Consider the following 22,492-nt stretch of genomic DNA (forward strand, 5'->3'; position numbering starts at 1 on the left):
CCTATGTTCTCTAAAGTCCTCGTGGCCAACCGCGGAGAGATCGCTGTTCGTGCGTTCCGCGCCGCCTATGAGCTCGGAGCCTCGACCGTCGCAGTCTTCCCCTATGAAGATCGCAACTCCGAGCATCGCATGAAGGCCGATGAGGCCTACATGATCGGCGAAGAAGGCCACCCCGTGCGGGCCTACCTCAGCGTCGAGGAGATGCTGCGCGTCGCCAAGGAGAGCGGCGCTGACGCCATCTATCCCGGGTACGGCTTCCTGTCGGAGAATCCCGATCTGGCGCGTGCCTGCGCCGAGGCGGGCATCACGTTCATCGGCCCGAAGGCCGATGTCCTCGAACTCGCCGGCAACAAGGTGCAGGCACTGGCTGCCGCCCGCAACGCCGGCATCCCGGTCCTCGACTCCACCCGACCCTCGGCCGACATCGCGCAGCTGCTCGCGGACGCCGAGTCGATGGAGTATCCGCTCTTCGTCAAGGCCGTCGCCGGCGGCGGCGGACGAGGTATGCGCCGCGTCGCTCAGGCCTCGGATCTTGAGGATGCTCTCAAGGCCGCCATGCGTGAGGCCGAAGGCGCCTTCGGTGACCCGACCGTCTTCATCGAGCAGGCCGTGCAGCGCCCCCGCCACATCGAGGTGCAGGTGCTCGCCGACAACGATTCGAACGCCATCCACCTCTTCGAACGCGACTGCTCCGTGCAGCGTCGTCACCAGAAGGTCGTCGAGATCGCTCCGGCACCGAACCTCGATCCCGCCATCGCCGAGGCGCTCCACGCCGACGCTCTCAAGTTCGCGAAGGCGCTGGGCTACCAGAACGCCGGAACCGTCGAGTTCCTCCTCGAGACTGACGGACCGCGTGCAGGCAAGCATGTGTTCATCGAGATGAACCCGCGCATCCAGGTCGAACACACCGTGACCGAGGAGATCACCGACGTCGACCTCGTCGCTTCGCAGATGCGCATCGCCTCCGGTGAGACCCTCGAGGGGATCGGACTGCGCCAGGAGGACATGCGCATCAAGGGAGCCGCCCTGCAGTGCCGCATCACCACCGAGGACCCTGCGAACTCGTTCCGCCCCGACACCGGCACCATCACCGCCTACCGTTCGGCCGGCGGTGCCGGTGTCCGCCTCGACGGTGGAACCGTCCACGCCGGTGCGGCAGTGAGCCCGCACTTCGATTCGATGCTCGTCAAGCTCTCGTGCCGTGGCCGGGACTTCCCGCAGGCCGTCGGCCGGGCCAAGCGCGCCCTCGCCGAATTCCGCATCCGCGGCGTGTCCTCGAACATCGGCTTCCTCCAGGCCGTGCTCGACGATCCTTCCTTCGTCGCCGGCGATCTCTCGACGTCCTTCATCGAGGAGCGTCCGCAGCTGCTCGACGCTCGCGTCAGCGCCGACCGCGGATCGAAGCTGCTCGACTACCTCGCCGATGTCACCGTCAACCGTCCCCACGGCGAACCGGGTGTGCGCATCCGTCCCGGCGACAAGCTTCCCGACATCGACCTGTCCGTCGACCCCAGCCCCGGCAGCCGGGACCGCCTCGCGGAGCTCGGACCCGCTGGCTTCGCCCGCGCCCTGCGCGAGCAGACCGCCCTGGCCGTGACCGATACGACCTTCCGTGACGCCCACCAGTCCCTGCTGGCCACCCGCGTGCGCACCCGCGACCTGCTGGCCGTGGCCGGGCACGTGTCCCGGATGACCCCCGAGCTGCTGAGCATCGAGGCCTGGGGCGGAGCGACCTACGATGTCGCACTGCGCTTCCTCGGTGAGGATCCCTGGGAGCGTCTCGAGGCGCTGCGTGCAGCGGTTCCCAACATCAACCTGCAGATGCTTCTGCGCGGACGCAACACCGTCGGATACACCCCGTACCCGACCGAGGTCACAGATGCCTTCGTCGACGAGGCGGCTCGCACCGGCATCGACATCTTCCGCATCTTCGATGCCCTCAACGACGTCGAGCAGATGCGGCCGGCGATCGAGGCGGTCCGTGCCACGAACTCCTCACTGGCCGAGGTGGCCCTGTGCTACACCTCGGACATCCTCGACCCGAAGGAAGAGCTCTACACGCTCGACTACTACCTGCGACTGGCCGAGCAGATCGTGGACGCCGGTGCACACGTGCTGGCGATCAAGGACATGGCCGGTCTGCTGCGTCCGGCAGCCACCGCGAAGCTCGTGACCGCGTTGCGGGAGAACTTCGATCTGCCCGTCCACGTCCACACCCATGACACGGCCGGCGGTCAGCTCGCCAGCCTCTATGCCGCAGCTGCGGCCGGCGCCGATGCCGTGGACGCCGCATCGGCGTCGATGGCGGGCACCACCAGCCAGCCGAGCCTGTCGGCCCTCGTCGCGGCCTTCGAGAACACCGACCGCGACACGGGCATCAGCCTCGACGCCGTCAGCGACCTCGAGCCGTACTGGGAGTCGGTGCGCAAGGTCTATGCCCCGTTCGAGTCCGGCCTCGCCGGACCCACCGGTCGCGTCTACCGTCACGAGATCCCCGGCGGACAGCTGTCGAACCTGCGCCAGCAGGCTGTGGCCCTGGGGCTGGGGGAGCGGTTCGAAGATATCGAGCACATGTACGCGGCGGCCGATTCGATCCTCGGCCACCTCGTCAAGGTGACTCCGTCGTCGAAGGTCGTCGGCGACCTCGCTCTGCACCTCGTGGGTGCCGGCGTGTCGCCGGAGGACTTCGCAGAGAACCCGGACAAGTTCGACATCCCGGACTCGGTGATCGGGTTCCTCAGCGGCGACCTCGGTGATCCTCCGGGCGGTTGGCCCGAGCCGTTCCGCACGAAGGCCCTGGCCGGTCGCGCGCACAAGCCTCTCGTCGAGAAGCTCGAGCCGGCCGATGCCGAGGCGCTCAAGGAATCCGGTCGGGAGCGCAAGGATAAGCTCAACGAGCTTCTGTTCCCCGGGCCGACGAAGGAATTCGAACAGATGCGCTCGAGCTACGGCGATCTCTCCGTCGTCGAGACTTCCGAATACCTCTACGGGCTCACCCCCGGCGAGGAGCACGCGGTCGAACTGGCGAAAGGCAAGAACCTGCTCATCGGCGTGCAGGCGATCGGCGGCACCGACGAGCGTGGAATGCGGTCGGTGATGTTCACCCTCAACGGCCAGTTGCGTCCTCTCAACGTCCGCGACCGCTCGGTCGAGAGCGAGGTCAAGACCGCGGAGAAGGCCGATCCGAACAACCGCGCCCATGTCGGCAGTCCCTTCGCCGGCGTCGTGACCATGCAGGTGCACGAGGGTGACACGGTCGCAGTCGGTGACACCATCGCAACGATCGAGGCGATGAAGATGGAAGCGACGATCACGACTCAGACCGCGGGCACCGTGTCCCGGGTCGCGATCGCGGATGTCCAGCAGCTCGAGGGCGGCGACCTCGTCGTAGTCATCGATGGCTGAACGCGACATCCGCCTCTGGGGCGACCCCGTTCTGCGTAGCGCCTGTGAACCGGTGACCGTCTTCGACGAGCACATCGCAGCACTCGCTGAGGACCTCGTCGACACCGCATTGCCGGAGGGTCGAGCCGCAGTCGCGGCCCCGCAGATCGGGGTCGGGCTGCGGGCCTTCGGCTACGACCTCGACGGGCGCACCGGCTACGTCATCAATCCCGAGATCGTCGAACTCGGGGGAGAGCTGCGCGACATCGAAGAGGGCTGCCTGTCCGTGCCCGGACTGTTCTTCCCGACCCCGCGCTACGAGTTCGCTCGGGTGCGGGGTGTGGATGCGCAGAATGAGCCGGTCGAGATCGAAGGCACTGAGGTGTTCGCCCAGATGCTGCAGCACGAGGTGGGACACCTCGACGGGCAGGTCTACATCCAGACTCTGCCGAAGGATCGCCGCCGGGAAGCCATGAGGGAGATCCGGTCGAGCGACTGGTTCCTCGCCCGCATGAGCTGACACCCACACCACCAGACATGAAGTAGGAGCAGACAATGACCATTCAACGCACCGCCGTCATCGGCAGCGGACTCATGGGAGCCGGAATCGCCGAGGTGCTCGCGAAGTCCGGTCTCGATGTGATCGTCCGTGAGATCAACGACGAGGCCTCGGCCGCGGGCAGGGCGAGGATCGAGAAGTCCTTGGGCCGTGCCGTCGAGAAGGGAAAGCTCGACGCCGACGCCCGTGACACGGCTCTGTCGAATCTGCGTTTCAGCACCGATATCGCCGATCTGGCCGACCGCCAGCTCGTCATCGAGGCGGCCAGTGAGAACGAGGACATCAAGAAGTCGATCTTCTCCGAACTCGACGGAGTCGTCACCGACCCCGAGGCGATCCTCGCCTCGAACACCTCGTCGATGCCGATCATCCGCTTCGCTCAGTCCACCTCGCGTCCCGAACGGGTCCTCGGCATCCATTTCTTCAACCCGGCACCCGTGCAGCCGCTCGTCGAGATCGTCTCTTCGGTGCTCACCGCCGAGGAGGTCAGGAGCACCGTCACGGACTTCGTCTCCGATGTGCTCGGCAAGAAGCCCGTCCAGGCCGAGGATCGACCCGGGTTCATCGTCAATGCTCTGCTCATTCCCTACCTGTGCAGCGCTATCCGGATGCTCGAATCCGGGTTCGCGACGAAGGAGGACATCGACACGGGCATGGTCAACGGCTGCGCGCACCCGATGGGTCCGATCAAGCTCGCCGATCTCGTCGGGCTCGACACCTGCCTCTTCGCCGCGCAGAGCATGTACGAAGAGACCGGTGATCTCGCCACCAAGCCGCCGGTGCTGCTCTCGCGCATGGTCGATGCCGGTCTGCTCGGTGTGAAGAGCGGTCGCGGCTTCTACGAGTACTGATCAGCCGGATGCGCAACGCCGACGGCCCCCGAACCGTTGAGTTCGGGGGCCGTCGGCGTTCTGTCTGAGATCCCCTTCGGGGACACTCAGACGGCTGTGCCGGTTCAGCCGGTGACGTCGGTTCAGCTGGCCATGAGCTTCTCATAGCTGGCCAGCCGCACGCAGGCGACGAGGCCGGCGGCGGCCAGTTCGACGTCCTCGAGTGTCGGCATCGTCGGTGCGATGCGGATGATGCTGTTGCTCGGATCCAAGCCATAGGGATGTGTCGCGCCCGCGGGCGTGAGCTTGACGCCGGCTTCCGCGGCGAGCTTGACGACGCGATCGGCGATGCCGTCCATCGTCGTCAGGGTGATGAAGTAGCCGCCGTCGGGGCTGGTCCATGTCGCCAGGTCCTCCGGCCCGAGCCCGTCCTTGAGTGCTGTGAGCACGGCGTCGAATTTCGGGGCGATGATCTCGGCATGCTTGCGCATATGTGCCTCGACTCCTGCCGAATCACCGAAGAAGCGCACGTGTCGCAGCTGATTGATCTTGTCAGGACCGATCGAGACCTTGCCGAGGTTGGCGAGCATCCAGTCCACAGTCGCCGGTCCTCCGGCGAAGAAGGACACACCCGCACCGGCGTGTGTGACCTTCGAGGTCGATGCGAAGATCCAGGCCCGTTCGGGGTTCCCCGCCTCGGCGCACAGGGAGAGGATGTCGAGATTGTCGGGATGATCGGCACGCAGGTGGTGAAGAGCATAGGCGTTGTCCCACAGCAGGGTGAAGTCCGGGGCGGCGGTCGGCATCGCCGCCAGTTCCCTCGCCCGGGATTCGGTGATGGTGATGCCGGTCGGGTTCGAGTACATCGGGACCAGCCACATGCCCTTGACCGCGGGGTCCTCGGCGAGCTTCTGAGCCTCGGCGACGACCGGTCCCTCATCGTCCATCGGGATGGTGAGCAGTTCGAAGCCGAGTGACTCGGCCAGGGTGAAGTGCCTGTCGTAGCCGGGCACCGGACACAGCAGTTTGTGCGGTCCCTGCCCCCAGGGCCTGTCGTCGACGGCGGTGCCGTGCAGCAGCGCGAAGGTCAGGGCCTGGGTCATGAACGTCAACGACGCGTTGCCGCCGGCGAGCAGCTGAGCGGCGGGCACCTTGAGCAGGGGAGCGAAGATCTCTCGCAGTTCGATGAGTCCAGCCGCGCCGCCGTAGTTGCGAGTGTCGACCCCGCTGGGAGTGACAGCGTCGTCGCCGGAGACCGCGGTGAGGAGGTCTGCGGCGAGGTCGAGCTGTTCGGGGGCGGGCTTGCCGCGAGTGATGTCGAGCTTGAGTCCCCGGGAGGCGAACTCCTCGTAGGCGGTCGACGCCTCATCCAGGCGTGTCTGCAGGTCGGACGGTGAGGGCATAGTGGTTCCTTCGCAGCTGGGGTCGGGCCGTTGAGACCATCCTAGCGATTCTCCGCTCGGTGCCCGACGTTAGAGTGGTATTCGGGACATGGTGATCCCGGCTCCTCACTCTGACCCGTCCCGTACCGAAGACTCACGTGGATCTTCCCGTGAATGAAGAAAGGCGGCACCGATGGTGCGACCACGCGCGCAGGCGGTGCACGGGCGCGGCTTCGGTGCCCAAGCCGAGACCTATGATCAGGTGCGCCCCGGCTATCCCGCGGCTGCGATCGACCTCGCCGTCGACGGCTGGGACGAAGGCTGGGCCGGTCTGGAGATCTGCGACCTCGGTGCCGGCACGGGAATCCTCAGCCGGGCGCTGCGTGAGCTCGGAAGCGATGTCGTGGCCGTCGACCCCGATGTCGCCGCTCTCGAACGCAATCCGGCATTCGGGATGGTCGGCACGGCTGAGGACACGGGAGCCGAGACGGATCGCTTCGATGTCGTCACCGTGGCCCAGGCCTGGCACTGGTTCGACGAGGACGGTGCGGCCAAGGAGATCTCCCGGATCCTCCGCCCGGGCGGACGCCTGCTCATCCTCATCAATCAACTCGATGTGCGCATCGACTGGGTGCTGCGACTGAGCCGAATCATGCATGCCGGAGATGTCTACCGACCGCAGTACCGTCCGCAGCCGGGCCGGGGACTGGATCTCATCGACCATAGTCTCGTCGAATTCGCGACACCGCTCGACGTCGATGGAATCGTCGCACTGGCCCGCACCCGCTCGTACTGGCTGCGCTCGAACGCAGCGACGCGTAACCGGGTGGAGTCGAATCTGCGGGAGTATCTGAGCACCGAGCATCCGATCACCGGTGCAGTCGATCTGCCGTACATGTGCCTGGCCTACCTGCTCGAGAACACATCGCGCTGATACTCCGCAGCGGGACGATCCCGGCGCACCGAGAGTGATCCGACGCAGAGACGGCGGGCCGTTCCCTTTCGAAGGGAACGGCCCGCCGCTGTGGATCGATTCTGCGGTCCTGGTCAGCCTTCGCTGTCAGGGACCTGAGGTCCGTCGGTCGATGTCGATTCGACGACCTCGGGGCGGCTGCCCGTCGACGCATGGTTGACGGAGATCTTCCGCGGGCGAGCCTCCTCGGCGACCGGAATGGTCAGTGTGAGGACGCCGTCACTGTAGTCGGCGCTGATCCGATCGAGGGCCACTCGATTGCCGAGAGTGAGCTGGCGGGCGTAGGTTCCGGTGGTGCGCTCGCGCGTCAGCCACTTCACGTCCTTGTCCGCGACTTCGGATTCGCGGCGTGCGCGCACGGTCAGCGTGCGATCCTCGACGTCGACATCGATGCTGTCGGGGTCGACTCCCGGCATATCGATGCGGGCGATGAAGACCTCTCCATCCCGGTAGAGGTCCATCGGCAGGGACGTTGAATTGGGGGTGCGGGTGACCTCGGAGAAGAATCGATCGAGATCACGGATGGGGTCGAATCGTGTAGCCATATGCTTCCTTTCGCTCGGTTCCTATATTGAGTCAAACACACTCAACTTTGAATTGATTCCGAACTCATGAAACTCTCAGTTCGTGAGTCTGGTTCCGGCGCTTCTCGCCCTCCTTCCTGTCACGGTGCTCATCGCCTTGGGTCTCGTGCTCAAGCGCCTGCCCGGCTTCGGCAGCGACGAGTTCTGGTCAGGGGCGGAGAAGCTCGCGTACTACTGTCTCCTTCCCGTCCTCCTCTTCACCTCCGTCGCCGAGGTGGACGTGGCCCATGTGCCCGTGGCTCGGCTGGCGGTGGCGCTCGTCATCCCTACCGTGGTCGTCTCGATCAGCATCGTGCTGTCCCGCCGAGTCATTGCCCGGGACCTGCCCGCATTCACCTCGGTGCTGCAGGGTGGGATCCGGTTCAACACCTACATCGGGCTGTCCTTGGCCGGCAGCCTCTTCGGCTCCGAGGGTTCGGCCGTGGCCGCGATCGTTGCGGCGATCCTCGTGCCGACGGTGAATATCATATCGAGCCTGGGCTTCGAGTTCCTGCGGACGGGACCGACCTCGATCCTCGCTCTGCTGCGCGCCATCGTCACGAACCCCCTGGTCCTCGGCTGCGTGGCCGGGGGAGTGGCCAATATCAGCGGATTGGGACTGCCGGACCCGGCCGCCATGATCCTCGACCCTCTGGCCGCGGCCTCTCTGCCGATCGGCCTGCTGTGCGTCGGTGCCGGTCTCCGCCGGTTCTCATTCCGCACCCACGCCGCCGCCATCACCTCGTCGACGCTCATCAAACTCATCGTCCTGCCGGGACTCTCGCTGCTCATGCTCGCGGTCTTCGACGTACCGACGGTGGCTGCGCTCGTCGGCATGATCTTCCAGGCGATCGCCACGGCCAGCTCGGGTTACGTGATGGCTCGGCAGCTGGGTGGGGACGCGAAGCTCATGGCCGCGCTCATCGCCGGCCAGACCGTCGTCATGCTCATCACGCTGCCGGTCGTGCTGCTCCTCGCTCACGCCGCCCTCGGGTGAGCCTGGTGCCAGGGGCGGTGCACACTGGCGAAGACGCAGAGAGGGCGGTCGGTTCCGGACAGGAACCGACCGCCCTCTCGTGGCGATCACGCACTGTGCGCGTCAAACATGCATGAGTGTGACACTCAAGCAATACGCGCGTGGATCACGCTATGCGCGTCGATCACTCGCTGTCAGCGGTGATGTCGGGGTGACGCGAGCCGAGCTCGGCGTCGATGCGGAGCACTCCCGAACCGTCGTCACCGACACGCTCCAGGCGGCCGATGATCTCGGAGATGCTCGACTCCTCTTCGACCTGCTCGTCGATGAACCAGTGCAGCAGCGGCAGAACATCGAGGTCGGCCTCGGACTGCGCAGTGCGGTAGATGTTGCGGATCGATTCGGAGACCTTCTCCTCATGTGCCAGGGCGGCCTTGAAGAAGTCGATCGGCTGCGAACCGGAGACCTTCGGTGCTGCGATGTCACCGATCTGCGGAGCGAAGTCACGATCGAGGCAGTGCTGGGTGAACTTCGCGGCGTGGACCTGCTCCTCTTCGGACTGAGCGCGCATCCAGCGTGTCATTCCGGGCAGATCGAGATCGTCGAGCTGGATGGACAGCTGGAGGTAGACGAGGGAGGCCTCGAGTTCGAGGGTGACCTGCTCGTTGAGGACCTTCTGCATGGCGGGGCTCAGGTGCATGATTGACTCCTTTGCGATTCGAGGCGGATCCGTTCCGCCTGCTCAGATATTATCCTGACACCTTTTCTAGAATCGTTCCAGTGTGGAAAGGCTCGGCAAACTCCTTGCAGGTTTGCCATACCTGCCCCGTCCTCGGCCAGCTCAGATCTGCGGATGACGCAGGTGGTGACCGGTAGCGGCCTCGAAGGCGTGAGCGATGCGCAGCAGTTCGACATCGGCCCCAGGCCGGGCCACGATCTGAACTCCCACGGGCAGGTCCGATGCGGAGAATCCGGCGGGCACTGAGATCGCAGGGCACCCGGTCGCCGAGATCAGGCACAGTGCGCGCATCCAGTCGAGATAGTTCGACAGTTCCACACCGTTGATCTCGGTGGGGTATTCGATCGAGGCGTCGAACGGCAGCACCTGGCACGCCGTGAGCACGAGGACGTCGGAGCCTGAGAAGAAGCGCTCGATCTCCGAATGCAGGCGAGTCCGCGCGGCCTCGGCGGAAGCCACCTCGGCGCCGGTCAGCTCGAGACCCATTCGGATGTTCCAGCCCACCGAGTCTTTGATCCGGTCCGGATGCGCCGCATAGAGCGCACCCCAGGAACCGACGAAGTCGAGCGCTCGACGCACCCCGAACACCTCGTCGGCATCCGTGAGGTCGGGGATCGTTCCCTCGACTCGGGCACCGAGGTCGATGAAGACCTGTGCCGTCCCGCTCACGATATCCGCAACTTCCGCCTCGACGGGGAGAAGGCCGTCGAGGTCGGGGGAGAAGCCGACGCGCAAGCCTGTGAGGTCGGGGGAGAAGTCGGCACCGAGCGCGAATTCCGGGAGGTCGAAGACGCCGCCCGGTTCAGGCAGCGACGCCGGTGCCGTGGGTTCGGGACCGGAAGCCACGCTCATGAGCAGAGCGACGTCGGAGACGGTGCGGGCCATGAATCCGGACTGGGAGAGCCAGGTGTAGGGATTCGCCGGCGGTGTATGCGGGATTCGGCCGTTGCTCGGGCGAAAGCCGACGACATTGTTGAACGAGGCAGGCGAGCGCAGAGACCCGCCCATGTCGGAGCCGTCACCCGAGGCTTGAATGCCTGCGGCGAGCGCGGCACCCACCCCGCCTGATGAACCGGAAGCCGACTTGGTCCGGTCGTAGGGATTGACAGTTGTGCCGAACACCTCGTTGAAGGTGTGAGAGCCGGCTGCGAATTCCGGGACGTTGGTCTTGCCCGTCGTCGTGATCCCGGCGGCCTTGAGACGGGCGATGATGAGGGAGTCGGTCTCGGGCACCCGGTCGGCCATGAGGGGCGAACCCCATGTGGTGCGCAGCCCGGCCGTGTCGTGGGTGTCCTTATGCGTCATCGGCACCCCGTGCAGCGGCCCGACGCTCTCACCGCGGGACAGTGCCTCATCTGCTGCGGCCGCGTGAGCGTGCGCCGCTTCGTCATCGCGGGTGACCACCGCGTTGATCGTCGGATTGATCGCATCGATGCGGTCGAGATGATCGTCCAGCGCCTCGCGGGCCGAGATCTCCTTCGCGGCGATCCGGGCAGCGAGCTCCCGGGTGGACAGCCAGCGCAGTTCGTCGCTCATCGGGTCACCGCCCGACCTTGCTCAGCACGGCCGACAGGGCGGCCCGAAGTCCTGTGGTCAGGGTGGTCTCGACGTCGTCAGGGGCGAAGAACGGCGAATGGTTGCCCGCAGGTGCGTCGTCGCCTGTGAACTTCGCATCCGAGTATCCGCCGAAGAACCAATACACGTAGGGGACTCCGATGTCATCGCCGAAGGCGCCGAAGTCTTCGCTGCCGGTGACCGGGTCTTCGACGTGGACGTTGTCGGAGCCGAGCTCGTTACGCGCCGCCTCGAGGAAGCCCTCCGTCTCTTCTGGGTCGTTGAAGCAGCGGGGGAAGCGGTACATGTCTTCGATGAGCGGCTCGGGAGCACCGGAGGCCAGTGCCTCGGCGAGGATGATACGGCGGACCCGGTCGAGGACGACTGCGCGGACCTCCTCGTCGAAGGTGCGGATGTTGAGCTTGAACTCCGCTGAGTCGGGGATGATGTTCTCCTTGAGCCCGCCGTGGAAGGTGCCGACGGTGATCACGGCCATGTCGCGACCGGAGATCTCACGGGAGACGATCGACTGCAGCCGGGTGATCATGAACGCGCCGAGGACGATCGGGTCGATCGCCGCCTCGGGTTGGGAACCGTGCGCCTGCTTGCCCTTCACCGTGACCTTGAGACAGTCGGACATCGCCATGGCTGTCCCCGACGAGACGTAGACGTGGCCGGCGCGTCCCGGCCAGACGTGCTGTCCGTAGATGACTTCGGGGTGGACGACCGAGTCCCAGAGTCCGTCGTCGAGCATCGCACGGGCTCCTTCACCGGTCTCCTCTCCTGGTTGGAAGAGCATGACGACGGTGCCCGACCACAGGTCGCGGTGTTCGGCGAGGGAGGTGGCGAGGGAGAGGCCGACGGTGATGTGCGTGTCGTGGCCGCAGCCGTGCATCACCTTGGTCGTCGAGCCGTCCGGGAGCGTGCCTTCCGCGGTCGAGGCGTAGTCGAGTCCGGTGTCCTCGGTGATGGGCAGCCCGTCTGTGTCGGCGCGGTAGCCGACGACGGGTCCTTCACCGTTGTCGATGACGGCGACGATGCCGGTGCCGCCGAAGGTCTGAGGGCTCAGTCCGAGCTCGCGCAGACGAGACTCGATCTGTCCGGCGGTCCAGGTCTCCTGCATGGAGAGCTCGGGGGAGCGGTGGAAGTCTTTGTAGTCGGCAACGATGCGGTCGAGATTGTCGGTGATCGCCGAGGTGAACACGGGGTTGAGCGTCATGATGTCCTTTCATCGTGGTTGTCTCCATGCTGGCAGATGCTGGAGACGGGTGGAGTTTGTGTTCGGGAGGTGGCCGGTTCAGTTGATGCCGACGGAGTCGCCGTCCTCGGGTCGTCTGTCCGTGATGCTCTTCTTTCTGGTGAACCAGGTGACGGCGATGGTGAGGACGACGACGATGGCGACGTCGCCGGGAGCGAGTACGGGGAGGAGCGGAATGAGGACGAGGATGATCAGCGCGGCGATGCCGAGTGCGATGAGTGTCGATTTGATCTGTCGCAGCGAGGCGATGAGCTGGACGGTGACTCCGCCGAGGATGGCCGGCAGGATGTAGAGCTTCGCGATGAGGATGACCGGTTCGGGGATCAGGGTGAGCAGCCAGGTGCCGAGGATGCCGACGAAGATCACCATCGAGGCGACGTGGATGATCGCGGCTCCGCAGATAGCCATGGTTGCGGCGTATTCGCCCTTGCGGGTGCCCGGCTTCGCCCCGATCGTGTCCTGCGCAACGATCGCCGAGGGCAGGAGTTTGTTCGAGATGTTGCCGATGAGGAAGGCCTGATACATCCCGGCGGGACCGAGGATAGGGAAGTACGTGAGCGGTTCGACGATCCAGAACACTCCGTAGACGGCGAACACGGCGAGGAAGCCGGTGATGATGGTGCCGAAGTCGATGTCGGCGTCGGCGACGAAGAGCAGATAGAACGGCACCGAGGTGGCGATGAGGAAGCCGATGAACAGAGTGATCGAGCCCCACTTCGTCGTGGTCCGCTCGAATGCTGCGTGGGAGGGTGCGGTGATGATCGATGACATGGTCTTCTCCTCAGGCTTCCGGGGCGCCGAGACCGGCGTAGTGGGCGAAGTAGGCGGCGACGAGGCCGACGAGCAGGGAGATTCCCAGGCCCCATTCCTTCAGCCAAGGCAGCTTGAGTCTCTGCGCGAGGAAGAGGCAGATGGTCATGGTGATCGCGGAGGCGACGACGGCGAAGACGTGGGTCGGTGACTTGGGGAGCTCTCGGAACGTCAGGGCTGCGAAGGCGGCGAGGAGCGCGGCGCCGGGGATGATGGACATGAGCGCCGGATTGACCTTCTCGAGCTTGTGGGAGCTGCGCTTGAAGATCGGGGTGAGCATGAGAGTGCAGATCATCCATCCGGCACCAGAGAGGCTCATCGCCATGAGCGCGACGATGAAGACGCCGCGGGTGAAGGTCTCATCGCCGAGGTTGGCTCCCATGGTTCCGGCCGCGATCGAGGCGGAAGCCACCTCGGTGGCGGCCGAGCCGATGAGGCCGACGCGGACGACGACCGGGGGAGTGCCGAACAGCGGCAGCAGGGCGATCGCGACGAGCACGACGGACAGTGAGGGGCCGATCGCCGCGACCCCGCCGGCGCGGAATGCGGCTCGCACCTCCTGTTGGCTCATGCCCGCGGATTCGGCGTTCTTCCGCACGGCACTCATGTAGATGAGCGATTGGACGACGACGACTCCCATCACGGCCATCGCCAGAATCCACAGGATCGGTGTGTTGGCGAGTCCGATGTAGTCGGCGGATCCGCTGGTCTGCATCATGGCGGGGTCCTCACTTCGCTGTTGTCGGGCGGGACGCGCTGGGCTCACAAGTGTGTGTACCGTGGCGCGTATTCCAGTAACCTAACCCGAGTGAGATGCGGATCACAGTGCAGGCGGCTGAGATCCCAATTGCCGAGAACGGCGAAGTCGATGAGCGTCATGAGAAGAATCGATGAGTCGGCCGAAAGGAGCCCCGCCAGCATGGAGCCAGTCATCGACGACCACCTCGACCGCGCGGAGGAATGCTGGGTCGCGGCGCTGTCACGTGTGCGCATCGAGGATCTCGACTCCGCCAGCGGCTGTGAGGAGTGGACGAACCGGGAGCTGATCAACCACCTCGTCGGCGGGGGTCTGCGCTATGCGAAGCTGCTTGCGCAGGCGCCGTCGGCCGAGGTCGAGGTGACGCGCGGGATGGACCACCTCGGTGAGGATCTCGTGGAGTCGTTCTGGGTCCACGAGCGGACCTTCCGGTCATTGGCGGGGGAGTGTGACCTCGAGGCGACGGTGCCTCATCGCATCGGAGTGATCCTCGGTGAGCAGCTCGTGCGGATGCGCATCCTCGAACTCGCTCTTCACGCGGCCGATCTGTCGCGGGGGACCGGGATGCCGTGGCCGATCGACGACGAGCTGGCGGAGTTCATCTCGACCGAACTGGGTGATCTCATCGTCGAGCTGGGTTCGGTCGGCGGTTACGCGCCGGCACGACTCGGCGAACCAGCGTTGTCGCACGCGCAGCGTGTGCTCCAGATATCCGGTCGCTGAGCGGCCCTGCGTTTAGTTGAGCGCCTCTGTGCCGGCTACTTGGCCTTCTTCTTCGAGATGTGCATCGTGATCTGCGCGGTGACGAAAGCAGTTCCGTCGGCATCGAGGACGTCGACGGGAACGACGATGTCGAACTTCTCGTCGCCGAACTCCGGCAGTGTTTCGAGCCGCGCCACCGCAGTGACAGCCGAGGTCGCTGTGGCGTTGTACTGAACGGTCATCCCTGCTGGAATCCAGCGGTGCGAGGGCGGGACGGTGGCTTCCGTCATGATGCCGGCGGCGATCTCCGCCATGTTGCACGAGGCGATGGCGTGATACGTGCCGATGTGATTGTGCACGCCGCGACGATTCGGAGCGGTGACTCGGCACAGGCCTGGGGCGAGCTCACGGATTCGCGGGTGGACCGTGCGGAAGTACGGTGCCTTGAAGCAGACGGCCTGTGAGAAGAGCCGTTCACCCAAGGGCACATTCTGCAGCTTCTTCCAGAGCTGGTAGATCTTTCCGGTGCCGGGGATCGCTGTGATCGGTGCCGAGTCTGTGCTCATGGTGTGGTCCTTCCAGGGTGCCCTCGCCGTGAGTCGGCATGGGCACGCGGTGCGCCTGTGAGATAAGTTACCTGTGAGTAGACTCTAGCAGGAGGGCAGTCTCACGTGCAGTCGGACCATTCGGCCAGCGTATGATCGCGAGTGCGTTCGAGCAGTTCGCGGAGCACGGCCCGGTCGATGCCCTCCAGGCGGGAGAGATACAGGCATGCCGTGCCGCTGCGGCGGCCGCCCAGCCGTGTCATGAGATCAGCCCAGCGGTTCTCGAAGTCACTTGTCAGGTTGATCGTGTGCTGGCGTGCAGCGGGGGAGAAGGCCAGCGCCGGCATGAGTCCGCTGTGGCCCGACTCGTATGTGTACATGACTTCACCGAAGCCGATGATCCGAGAAGCCCAGACGACGGGCTGCTCACCGGAGACGTCGGCGAGGAGGTCGACGAGCTCATCGGCCTCGGCGCGGCGAGGACCCAGTGCGCGATCGAGAATGTCCGCGACAGGTTCGCCGGTCGGTCGCATGGCCGGTGTCCGATGGGCCATATCAGCTCCCGATTCGTCGTTGGAGAGTCATCCACGTCGGTGGAATCGATTCGTCAGTGTCCACCATAGGTCCAGACGAGGGGAGCAGCCCTCTGATCTTTACTTAACATAATGTATATTATCGGCTTTATTTCAGAACATCGGTACATCCAGCTCAGAGCGACCGAATAACGCTTGTAGCCGTCGCGGACGCAACAGTTCTACCGCTCTCATCAATGAGTTCACCGGAAAGGAACGCGATGTCCTTTCCCCGCCGTTCCACTCGACCGCGGCCGATCAGCCTGCCTGGGTGCGCGGGCCGAAGGAACTGGACGTGCAGATCTGCTGTTGGGGCGAATTGCGTGGGACTTAGAGTTGCAACGAGCGCCGGACCGAGTGTGTCGTCGAGCATGGCGGCAATAAATCCGCCTTGAACGACACCAACCGGATTGAGGAAGTTTTCGCCGGCGTCGAACGCAACGGTGATCATCGAGCGTTCTGGATCAACTTCGATGAGCTCCCAGCCAAGGGTCTTAGCGGCGGCAGGCGGCTCGGTATCGCCCCGGACGACATCCCAGAACGGCCCCTCACGACTTTCTGTCATGTCTTCACGTTACCCGCTCGCAGTCGTCTTCATGTCTGCGGAGATGGCCATGTATCAGCAAGTCCCGCCCCGGGCGCAACACATCACATAGACGACGGTGGCCGCGAACGACATGCTCGTCGTTCGCGACCACCGCGCGATCGTCAGTATCCGTTGACGAACGTCTGAGTCGTCCGGACAGAACTGTGACGGAAAGGTGTCTCGGAATCAGCCGCCGACGGTGACGTTGCCGCCGAGGCCGACCTTGCCGCTGCCCTTCGAGCCGCCGTCGTCCTTCTTGCTGCCGCCGCCGTCATCGGCAGCGCCGTTGGACTTCGTCAGTCCGGCCTTCTCACCGCAGGTCGGCCATGCACCCGGGCCCTGCTCCTTGAGGACCTTCTGTGCGATGCGGATCTGCTCCTTCTTGCTGTGCTCGTCTGCAGTGCCCGAACCGCCGAAGCCGTTCCACGTCTGCTTGGAGAACTGCAGGCCGCCGTAGTATCCGTTGCCGGTGTTGATGTGCCAGTCACCGCCGGACTCGCATTCGGCGACCTTGTCCCAGACGCCTCCCGAGGCGGCCTGTGCCGGTGCCGCTGCACTGATGCCGGTCATTCCAGCGGCTGCGACCGCGCCGGCACCGACGAGCAGGGCGACCTTGCGAAGGCTGGTGCTGTAGAGGTTCACTGTGTATCTCCAAAGTACGACTGCATTTCGGTTCTGTAACCCGGCCGTTACCGAGTCGTTATACACCGTAACGGATACAGCGGTGAGAGTGAACCCGAATCCGCTTCTGAGGCATCTGAATCGCTTCAGTGCTCCCTCAACGGAACCTGAGTGTCACTCCCCTACGTAGGCGGCCAGATGCCGTGCCGTCAGACCCGCTGATTCCTCACCGGCACTCGCCACGAGCTCTGCCGGGCTGCCGGTGAAGACGATGCGTCCGCCGTCGTGTCCCGCTCCGGGACCGAGGTCGATGATGTGGTCCGCGTGAGCCATGACCGCCTGGTGGTGTTCGATGACGATGACGCTGCGACCGCCGTCGACGAGCCGATCGAGCAGCCGCAGCAGATTGTCGACATCGGCCAGGTGCAGACCCGTCGTCGGTTCGTCGAGGATGATCACCTGCGCAGCATCGGCGGTCTTAGCCGAGAGATGAACGGCGAGTTTGAGCCTCTGTCGCTCTCCCCCGGACAGCGTCGTCAACGGCTGACCGAGACTGACATAGCCCAGCCCCACCTCGGCGAGGATGGTGAGGATCTTCACGACAGCGGGAATCCGGGATTCTCCCGATTCGAAGTGCTCGATGGCCGCGGTCACCGGCAGGTCGAGGACCTCACGGATGTTCAGACCGCCGAGCAGGTACTCAAGCACCTCGGCCTGGAATCCCTTGCCGTCGCATTCATCGCAGGGTGCAGAGACCCCGCCCATGAGCGCCATGTCCGAATAGATGATCCCGGCCCCTCCGCACACCTGGCAGGCACCCTCCGAGTTCGCGCTGAAGAGGGCCGGTTTGACCCCGTTGGCCTTCGCGAAGGCTTTGCGGATGGGTTCGAGCATGCCTGTGTACGTCGCCGGGTTACTGCGTCGCGATCCCCTGATCGGAGCCTGGTCGATCATCACCACGCCCTCGTTCCCGCGCAGCGAACCTTCGACGAGGCTGCTCTTGCCCGATCCCGCCACGCCGGTGACGACGGTGAGCACACCGAGGGGCACATCGACATCGACGTCAGCGAGATTGTGCGACGAGGCTGCCCTGATCTCGAACGCTCCGTCGGGTTCGCGCACGGATTCCTTGATCGCTGCGGTGTATCCGAGGTGGCGTCCGGTGACCGTGTCCGACTCGCGCAGCTCGTCGACGGTGCCGGTGAAGGTCACCTCTCCCCCGCTGCTGCCCGCTCCGGGACCGAGGTCGACGACATGGTCGGCTATCCGGATCGTCTCAGGCTTGTGCTCGACGACGAGAACCGTATTTCCCTTGTCGCGCAGGGCCAGGAGCAGATCGTTCATCGCTTCGATGTCGTGGGGGTGCAGTCCGATCGTCGGTTCGTCGAAGACATAGGTCACATCGGTCAGGGAGGACCCGAGATGGCGCACGAGCTTGATCCGCTGCGCCTCTCCCCCGGACAGCGAACCGGCCGAACGGTCCAGCGAGAGATACCCCAGACCGATGGCCGTGAACGCCCGCACATCGGCGGTCAGATTTGCCAGCAGCACCGAGGCGGCCGGGGCCTTGATCCGATCCAGCCAGTCACGGATATCCGAGATCTGCATGGCGCATACCTCGGCGATGGACTTCCCTGCTACCAGCGATGATCGTGCGGCGGCGTTGAGACGGGTGCCCCGGCACTCGGGGCAGACCGTGTAGGCGACGGCGCGGTCGACGAATTCACGGATGTGCTTCTGCATCGCGTCCCGGTCCTTGGACAGGAAGGAACGGCGGATGCGCGGGAGGAGCCCGTCGAAGGTGAAGTTCGTGCCGTTGATCCGAATCTTCTCGCCCTCGGCGTGCAGAAGATGGTGCCGTTCCTTCTCCGAATAGTCCGCGACCGGTTTGTCGGGTTCGAAGAACCCGGATTCGGAGAACATGCGCACCGACCATCCGCCGGGTTTGTACCCGGGGATCGTGATGGCTCCCTCATTGAGCGATTTCGATTCGTCGACCACCTCGGCGATGGCGATGTCGGTGGCCGTGCCCATGCCTTCGCAGTGCGGGCACATGCCTCCGTTGACGGAGAACTCCCGACGTTCGACCTGCTTGGCTTCACCCTTGTCGATCGTCACGGCACCCTTGCCGCTGACGGTGGCGACATTGAACGAATACGCGTTCGTCGATCCCAGATCGGGTTCGGCCAGGCGGGCGAAGAGGGTGCGCAGCTTCGCGTTGATGTCGCTGACAGTGCCGACGGTCGAGCGCGGATTGGCTCCGATGCGCTCTTGGTCGACGAGGATGGCCGACGTCAGCCCTTCGAGGACATCGACCTCGGGGCGGGCCATGGCGGGCATGAAGCCTTGGACGAAGGCCGAATACGTCTCGTTGATCATCCGCTGGGATTCCGCAGCGATCGTGTGGAAGACGAGCGAACTCTTGCCCGAACCGGATACGCCGGTGAACACGGTGAGCCGACGTTTGGGGATCTCGACGGAGATGTTCTTGAGGTTGTTCTCCCGCGCTCCACTGACGCGGATGAGGTCGTGGCTGTCGGCTGTGTGCACGCGTTCAGCCTCTCTGCTGGATGCGGATCATTTTGCCGGCCGAATCGCCATCGGTCGGGAAGCATGCATTGGTCAGGATACTCCTGTACGCAACTGTAGGCGGCTCAGGAGGATGGGACTACCTGGTACCCCCGGTGGTCGCAGCGGATGCCTCACCACGACGGTCGTCAGCTGCTCCCTCATTCGCCGTGGACGCCCTGTCGCAGGGTCTCACCGCGGAAGAACGCCGGGTGGCGGAATGATTGGACGATCATGATGACCACACCGAGGAGGAGCACCCCGATTCCGAGGACGAAGACGAGCCCGATGCCGAACACCGACGACCCCGAACCGTAGGCGGGGTCGAGGGAGTCGATCGCAGTGGTGACGAAGATGACGAGCAGGGTCACTCCCCCGATGAGCGGGAACAGGAACCGGAAGCATACGGTACGGGCCGAGTCGAACAGGGACCGTCGGAAGTACCAGATGCAGGCCAGGCCGGTGATGCCGTAGTAGAAGCAGACCATGAGGCCCAGCGCCGTGATCGTGTCCCACAGGGCGTTCTCCGACAGCAGCCGCATGACGACGTAGAAGATGATCGCGGCCGCCGCCGAGGTGATGGTGGCCACCGAGGGCGATTTGTACCGGCGGGAGATCCGTCCGTACTTCTCCGGCAGGGCGCCGTAGTGGCCCATTGCGAGGATCGTGCGCGAGGGTGAGACCATCGTCGCCTGCAGTGAGGACAGGGAGGATGAGAGCACGGCGATCGAGACGAGCACCGCGAAGGGTCCCATCACAGGGGTAGCCAGAGCGGCGAAGATCGACTCCTGGTTGTCCGGATTGCCGGCCCCGAGACCTTCGGTGCCGACTCCGGCGAACGAGATGACGGCGACGGTGCACGCGAGGTAGATGATGACGATCGCGAGGATCGTGAGCATCGCGGCCCGGCCGGGAGTCTTCTCCGGGTCCTTGGCCTCCTCGTTCATGGTGATCACCGTGTCCCATCCCCAGAACAGGAAGATCGACAGGGACACGGCGGCCGCGACGGTGGAGAAGTCGCCGGCGGTCAGTGGGTTGAACCAGTCGAGAGAGACCGGAGTCGGGTCGAAGGCGGTGCCGCCGGCGACCTGGACGAGCGCGGCGATGACGAACCAACCCAGGGCGAGGACCTGGAACCCCACGAGCCACACCTGCAGCTTCTCGGTCGCCTCGACGCCTCGATAGGAGATCCACGCTGCCGCCGCCGTGAGCAGCACGGTGACCGGGATGTTGATCCACAGGACGCGGGTGAGTTCGGCGATCTGCGGGTCCCCGACGATCTGCGAGAGCAGCAGGAAGAGGAAGTCGACGGCCACGGCCGCGAGGTTCGAGAGCACGAGTACGGTCGCGGCGACGAGCCCCCAGCCGCCCATCCAACCCAGCCACGGTCCGAAGGCGCGGGTGGCCCACGTGAACGTCGTGCCCGAGTCGGGCATCGACGTATTCAGCTCCCGGTAGCCGAAGACGACGAGGAGCATCGGCACGAAGCCGATGAGCAGGATCGCCGGGGTGTGCACTCCCACCTCGGAGATCGTCGGTCCCAGCCCCGAGGTGAGCGTATAGGCCGGTGCGATGCAGGAGATGCCGATGACGGCTCCCCCGATCGCCCCGATCTTGCCGACGGAGAGGCCCTTCGAGCTCAGTCCCCCGGCTGTCGTCGACGCTGACTGCGGCGTGCTGTCCATGCTCAGGAGGACTCGCCGAGGATCGCTTCGGCCGTGGCGGTGCCGATCCTCACCGCGCCGTCGACGTGCTGGTAGCCTGCTGCGGCGATGTCCGAACTCGCGAAGTGCAGCGGTCCCACGGGATCGTTCTGGAACCGTCCCCAGCGGGACAGTCCACCGAGGTCGTAGCTCGTCGCATAGGCCCCGCGCGTCCATTCCTCGGCACCGAAGTCGGAGAGGTAGAACACGCGCGGATCGAGTGCCTTGGGTCCGAGGAATTCGGCGAGTGCTTCGAGGATTCGTCTCCGCCTCGTCTCCGCGTCGAGGGCCCACATGGCGTCGGCGTTGACGTCGGAGATGAAGCCGACGAGGGTGCCCTGCTCTTCTCCGTGGTTTGTGTTGTCGTAGACCTCCTGGACGAGGCGTGAGGCGCCGAAACCGGTGCCGCAGAGTCCGTCTTCGCGCCAGAAAGGCGTGTCGTAGGTGGCGTGGACCTTGATGACCAGGCCCATCGACTGGTGCTGGTGGAAGATCTGTTGCAGTCGGGGCAGCGGCGGGTCGTAGCTGATGCGTGAGTAGAGGTTCGGCGGCACCGCGAGGATCGCCCGAGCAGCGCTGACGCTGAGGGCATCGGTGGTCACCTGCACGCCGTCGTCGGACCACGCGATGCTGCGCACCGGCTGTCCGAGGCGGACGATGTCGTCGCCGAGTTCCTTCGCCATCTGCACGGACACCGACTGCATCCCGCCGACGACGCGCCGGTCGAGGATGAAGTGATCATCGACGAGGTGGGTGAACGATCCCGCCGAGGCGGCCATGAGGATCGCCTGGAGTGCGGAGAACGTCGTGGCGGGCTTGGTGAGCATCCCGCCGGCGATGAACAGGCCGATGTTCTCGCATGCGAGTTCGTCATCGGACTGCTGTCGCAGCCAGTGGTGGAAGGAGACGGAATCGAGTTCGGCCGCATCGGCGGCGTCCCAAGGTGCTTCCGCCCCGATGCGCGCTGCGAGTTCATCGAGGAGGCCGATGAGTCGCTCCATCTCTGCCTGCGTCGACTCCCCCACGGGGAACATTTCGCCGTCATAGACCGTACGGGTCCCGTCGGGGGCGATGTAGACGCTCTTGCCTTCCCGGTACCGAGGGTAGGTCTCTTTGCCGAGTTCGTCGACGAGGGCGAGCAGGGCCGTCTGGTCTGGGGAGATCCACTGGCCGCCGAGTTCGTACATCTGACCGTCGATGTGATCCGTCCAGGTGCGACCGCCGACGCGGTCGCGGGCCTCGAGGACGATGACGTCCTTGCCGGCTCGGCGAAGTCGTCGGGCAGCCGACAGGCCTGACGGTCCCGCCCCGATGATGACGACGTCGCAGGCTTCTTCCGACATGGGGTTCCCTTCGCTGGACGGATCCACAGGGCGGTGCACCTGTGCTTGCCGTCACCATTATCCACCA

At 65.1% G+C, this 22,492-nt stretch carries 20 protein-coding genes; 6 read left to right on the forward strand and 14 right to left on the reverse strand.

The annotated features are described in order from the left end of the window. The first annotated feature begins 3 nt into the window (after positions 1 to 3). Genes GUY23_RS09315 through GUY23_RS09325 form a run of 3 tightly spaced genes read left to right on the forward strand, consistent with a single transcriptional unit; the run spans position 4 to position 4,794 of the window. Positions 4 to 3,405 (forward strand): pyruvate carboxylase, encoded by a 3,402-nt coding sequence (locus tag GUY23_RS09315; RefSeq protein WP_166971698.1) that lies wholly within the window; start codon positions 4 to 6, stop codon positions 3,403 to 3,405. After that, positions 3,398 to 3,904: a peptide deformylase gene (locus GUY23_RS09320; protein WP_166971700.1), complete on the forward strand. Its 507-nt coding sequence runs from the start codon at positions 3,398 to 3,400 to the stop codon at positions 3,902 to 3,904. Before GUY23_RS09315 ends, GUY23_RS09320 begins: the two co-directional genes overlap by 8 nt. A 35-nt stretch (positions 3,905 to 3,939) precedes the next feature. Continuing rightward, on the forward strand, positions 3,940 to 4,794 hold the full coding sequence (locus GUY23_RS09325; RefSeq protein WP_166971701.1) for a 3-hydroxybutyryl-CoA dehydrogenase: 855 nt from the start codon (positions 3,940 to 3,942) through the stop codon (positions 4,792 to 4,794). 122 nt (positions 4,795 to 4,916) lie between these two features. On the opposite strand, the gene GUY23_RS09330 is transcribed toward GUY23_RS09325, so the two are convergent. Continuing rightward, complete coding sequence (locus tag GUY23_RS09330) at positions 4,917 to 6,176, reverse strand: aminotransferase class I/II-fold pyridoxal phosphate-dependent enzyme (RefSeq protein WP_166971703.1); 1,260 nt, start codon at positions 6,174 to 6,176, stop codon at positions 4,917 to 4,919. Between the two features lie 172 nt (positions 6,177 to 6,348). Here GUY23_RS09330 and GUY23_RS09335 point away from each other — a divergent pair, with 172 nt between their 5' ends. Further along, entirely contained in the window at positions 6,349 to 7,089 is a 741-nt protein-coding gene (locus tag GUY23_RS09335; protein WP_166971705.1) for a class I SAM-dependent methyltransferase, read from the forward strand. Positions 7,090 to 7,202: 113 nt separating this feature from the next. On the opposite strand, the gene GUY23_RS09340 is transcribed toward GUY23_RS09335, so the two are convergent. After that, on the reverse strand, positions 7,203 to 7,673 hold the full coding sequence (locus GUY23_RS09340) for an Hsp20/alpha crystallin family protein (RefSeq protein ID WP_166971707.1): 471 nt from the start codon (positions 7,671 to 7,673) through the stop codon (positions 7,203 to 7,205). A gap of 82 nt (positions 7,674 to 7,755) precedes the next feature. Here GUY23_RS09340 and GUY23_RS09345 point away from each other — a divergent pair, with 82 nt between their 5' ends. Next, positions 7,756 to 8,688 carry an AEC family transporter gene (locus GUY23_RS09345; RefSeq protein ID WP_166971709.1) on the forward strand — a complete coding sequence of 311 codons (933 nt, stop codon included), beginning with the start codon at positions 7,756 to 7,758 and terminating at the stop codon, positions 8,686 to 8,688. A gap of 163 nt (positions 8,689 to 8,851) precedes the next feature. Here GUY23_RS09345 and GUY23_RS09350 read toward each other — a convergent pair whose 3' ends face one another. From GUY23_RS09350 to GUY23_RS09370, 5 genes are all read right to left on the reverse strand, one after another. Then, positions 8,852 to 9,367, reverse strand: coding sequence for a ferritin (locus tag GUY23_RS09350; RefSeq protein WP_166971710.1), 516 nt, complete (start codon positions 9,365 to 9,367; stop codon positions 8,852 to 8,854). A 141-nt stretch (positions 9,368 to 9,508) separates the two neighbouring features. Next, positions 9,509 to 10,942, reverse strand: coding sequence for an amidase (locus GUY23_RS09355; RefSeq protein WP_166971712.1), 1,434 nt, complete (start codon positions 10,940 to 10,942; stop codon positions 9,509 to 9,511). A 4-nt stretch (positions 10,943 to 10,946) separates the two neighbouring features. Further along, positions 10,947 to 12,179, reverse strand: a complete 1,233-nt coding sequence (locus GUY23_RS09360) for an amidohydrolase (RefSeq protein WP_166971714.1) — start codon at positions 12,177 to 12,179, stop codon at positions 10,947 to 10,949. A gap of 78 nt (positions 12,180 to 12,257) precedes the next feature. Next, positions 12,258 to 12,989 carry a hypothetical protein gene (locus GUY23_RS09365; protein WP_166971716.1) on the reverse strand — a complete coding sequence of 244 codons (732 nt, stop codon included), beginning with the start codon at positions 12,987 to 12,989 and terminating at the stop codon, positions 12,258 to 12,260. 10 nt (positions 12,990 to 12,999) lie between these two features. Beyond that, positions 13,000 to 13,746 (reverse strand): DUF5058 family protein, encoded by a 747-nt coding sequence (locus GUY23_RS09370; protein ID WP_166971718.1) that lies wholly within the window; start codon positions 13,744 to 13,746, stop codon positions 13,000 to 13,002. Between the two features lie 201 nt (positions 13,747 to 13,947). Here GUY23_RS09370 and GUY23_RS09375 point away from each other — a divergent pair, with 201 nt between their 5' ends. After that, complete coding sequence (locus GUY23_RS09375) at positions 13,948 to 14,508, forward strand: maleylpyruvate isomerase N-terminal domain-containing protein (protein ID WP_166971720.1); 561 nt, start codon at positions 13,948 to 13,950, stop codon at positions 14,506 to 14,508. 35 nt (positions 14,509 to 14,543) lie between these two features. Here GUY23_RS09375 and GUY23_RS09380 read toward each other — a convergent pair whose 3' ends face one another. From GUY23_RS09380 to GUY23_RS09410, 7 genes are all read right to left on the reverse strand, one after another. After that, positions 14,544 to 15,053 carry a hotdog fold domain-containing protein gene (locus GUY23_RS09380; RefSeq protein WP_166971722.1) on the reverse strand — a complete coding sequence of 170 codons (510 nt, stop codon included), beginning with the start codon at positions 15,051 to 15,053 and terminating at the stop codon, positions 14,544 to 14,546. Positions 15,054 to 15,154: 101 nt separating this feature from the next. Further along, positions 15,155 to 15,586: a DUF1801 domain-containing protein gene (locus GUY23_RS09385; RefSeq protein ID WP_166971724.1), complete on the reverse strand. Its 432-nt coding sequence runs from the start codon at positions 15,584 to 15,586 to the stop codon at positions 15,155 to 15,157. 154 nt (positions 15,587 to 15,740) lie between these two features. Then, positions 15,741 to 16,169 (reverse strand): PaaI family thioesterase, encoded by a 429-nt coding sequence (locus GUY23_RS09390; RefSeq protein WP_166971726.1) that lies wholly within the window; start codon positions 16,167 to 16,169, stop codon positions 15,741 to 15,743. A 207-nt stretch (positions 16,170 to 16,376) separates the two neighbouring features. Continuing rightward, positions 16,377 to 16,832 (reverse strand): transglycosylase family protein, encoded by a 456-nt coding sequence (locus GUY23_RS09395; protein ID WP_323127115.1) that lies wholly within the window; start codon positions 16,830 to 16,832, stop codon positions 16,377 to 16,379. Between the two features lie 153 nt (positions 16,833 to 16,985). Further along, on the reverse strand, positions 16,986 to 19,361 hold the full coding sequence (locus GUY23_RS09400) for an ATP-binding cassette domain-containing protein (protein WP_166971728.1): 2,376 nt from the start codon (positions 19,359 to 19,361) through the stop codon (positions 16,986 to 16,988). 179 nt (positions 19,362 to 19,540) lie between these two features. Further along, positions 19,541 to 21,064, reverse strand: coding sequence for an APC family permease (locus tag GUY23_RS09405; protein WP_166971730.1), 1,524 nt, complete (start codon positions 21,062 to 21,064; stop codon positions 19,541 to 19,543). A 2-nt stretch (positions 21,065 to 21,066) separates the two neighbouring features. Then, on the reverse strand, positions 21,067 to 22,425 hold the full coding sequence (locus GUY23_RS09410; RefSeq protein ID WP_166971732.1) for a flavin monoamine oxidase family protein: 1,359 nt from the start codon (positions 22,423 to 22,425) through the stop codon (positions 21,067 to 21,069). Between the last annotated feature and the right edge of the window lie 67 nt (positions 22,426 to 22,492).

The sequence above is a fragment of the Brevibacterium atlanticum genome (genome assembly GCF_011617245.1).
Classification (GTDB): Bacteria; Actinomycetota; Actinomycetes; order Actinomycetales; family Brevibacteriaceae; genus Brevibacterium; species Brevibacterium atlanticum.

Excerpts from the sequence above, each read along its gene's own strand:
- GUY23_RS09335 (WP_166971705.1), top strand. The coding sequence starts at position 6,349 with ATGGTGCGACCACGCGCGCAGGCGGTGCACGGGCGCGGCTTCGGTGCC.
- GUY23_RS09375 (WP_166971720.1), top strand. The coding sequence starts at position 13,948 with ATGGAGCCAGTCATCGACGACCACCTCGACCGCGCGGAGGAATGCTGG.
- GUY23_RS09390 (WP_166971726.1), bottom strand. The coding sequence starts at position 16,169 with ATGACAGAAAGTCGTGAGGGGCCGTTCTGGGATGTCGTCCGGGGCGAT.
- GUY23_RS09370 (WP_166971718.1), bottom strand. The coding sequence starts at position 13,746 with ATGATGCAGACCAGCGGATCCGCCGACTACATCGGACTCGCCAACACA.
- GUY23_RS09320 (WP_166971700.1), top strand. The coding sequence starts at position 3,398 with ATGGCTGAACGCGACATCCGCCTCTGGGGCGACCCCGTTCTGCGTAGC.
- GUY23_RS09380 (WP_166971722.1), bottom strand. The coding sequence starts at position 15,053 with ATGAGCACAGACTCGGCACCGATCACAGCGATCCCCGGCACCGGAAAG.
- GUY23_RS09355 (WP_166971712.1), bottom strand. The coding sequence starts at position 10,942 with ATGAGCGACGAACTGCGCTGGCTGTCCACCCGGGAGCTCGCTGCCCGG.
- GUY23_RS09340 (WP_166971707.1), bottom strand. The coding sequence starts at position 7,673 with ATGGCTACACGATTCGACCCCATCCGTGATCTCGATCGATTCTTCTCC.
- GUY23_RS09350 (WP_166971710.1), bottom strand. The coding sequence starts at position 9,367 with ATGCACCTGAGCCCCGCCATGCAGAAGGTCCTCAACGAGCAGGTCACC.
- GUY23_RS09405 (WP_166971730.1), bottom strand. The coding sequence starts at position 21,064 with ATGGACAGCACGCCGCAGTCAGCGTCGACGACAGCCGGGGGACTGAGC.
- GUY23_RS09365 (WP_166971716.1), bottom strand. The coding sequence starts at position 12,989 with ATGTCATCGATCATCACCGCACCCTCCCACGCAGCATTCGAGCGGACC.
- GUY23_RS09325 (WP_166971701.1), top strand. The coding sequence starts at position 3,940 with ATGACCATTCAACGCACCGCCGTCATCGGCAGCGGACTCATGGGAGCC.
- GUY23_RS09410 (WP_166971732.1), bottom strand. The coding sequence starts at position 22,425 with ATGTCGGAAGAAGCCTGCGACGTCGTCATCATCGGGGCGGGACCGTCA.
- GUY23_RS09385 (WP_166971724.1), bottom strand. The coding sequence starts at position 15,586 with ATGGCCCATCGGACACCGGCCATGCGACCGACCGGCGAACCTGTCGCG.
- GUY23_RS09360 (WP_166971714.1), bottom strand. The coding sequence starts at position 12,179 with ATGACGCTCAACCCCGTGTTCACCTCGGCGATCACCGACAATCTCGAC.
- GUY23_RS09315 (WP_166971698.1), top strand. The coding sequence starts at position 4 with ATGTTCTCTAAAGTCCTCGTGGCCAACCGCGGAGAGATCGCTGTTCGT.
- GUY23_RS09330 (WP_166971703.1), bottom strand. The coding sequence starts at position 6,176 with ATGCCCTCACCGTCCGACCTGCAGACACGCCTGGATGAGGCGTCGACC.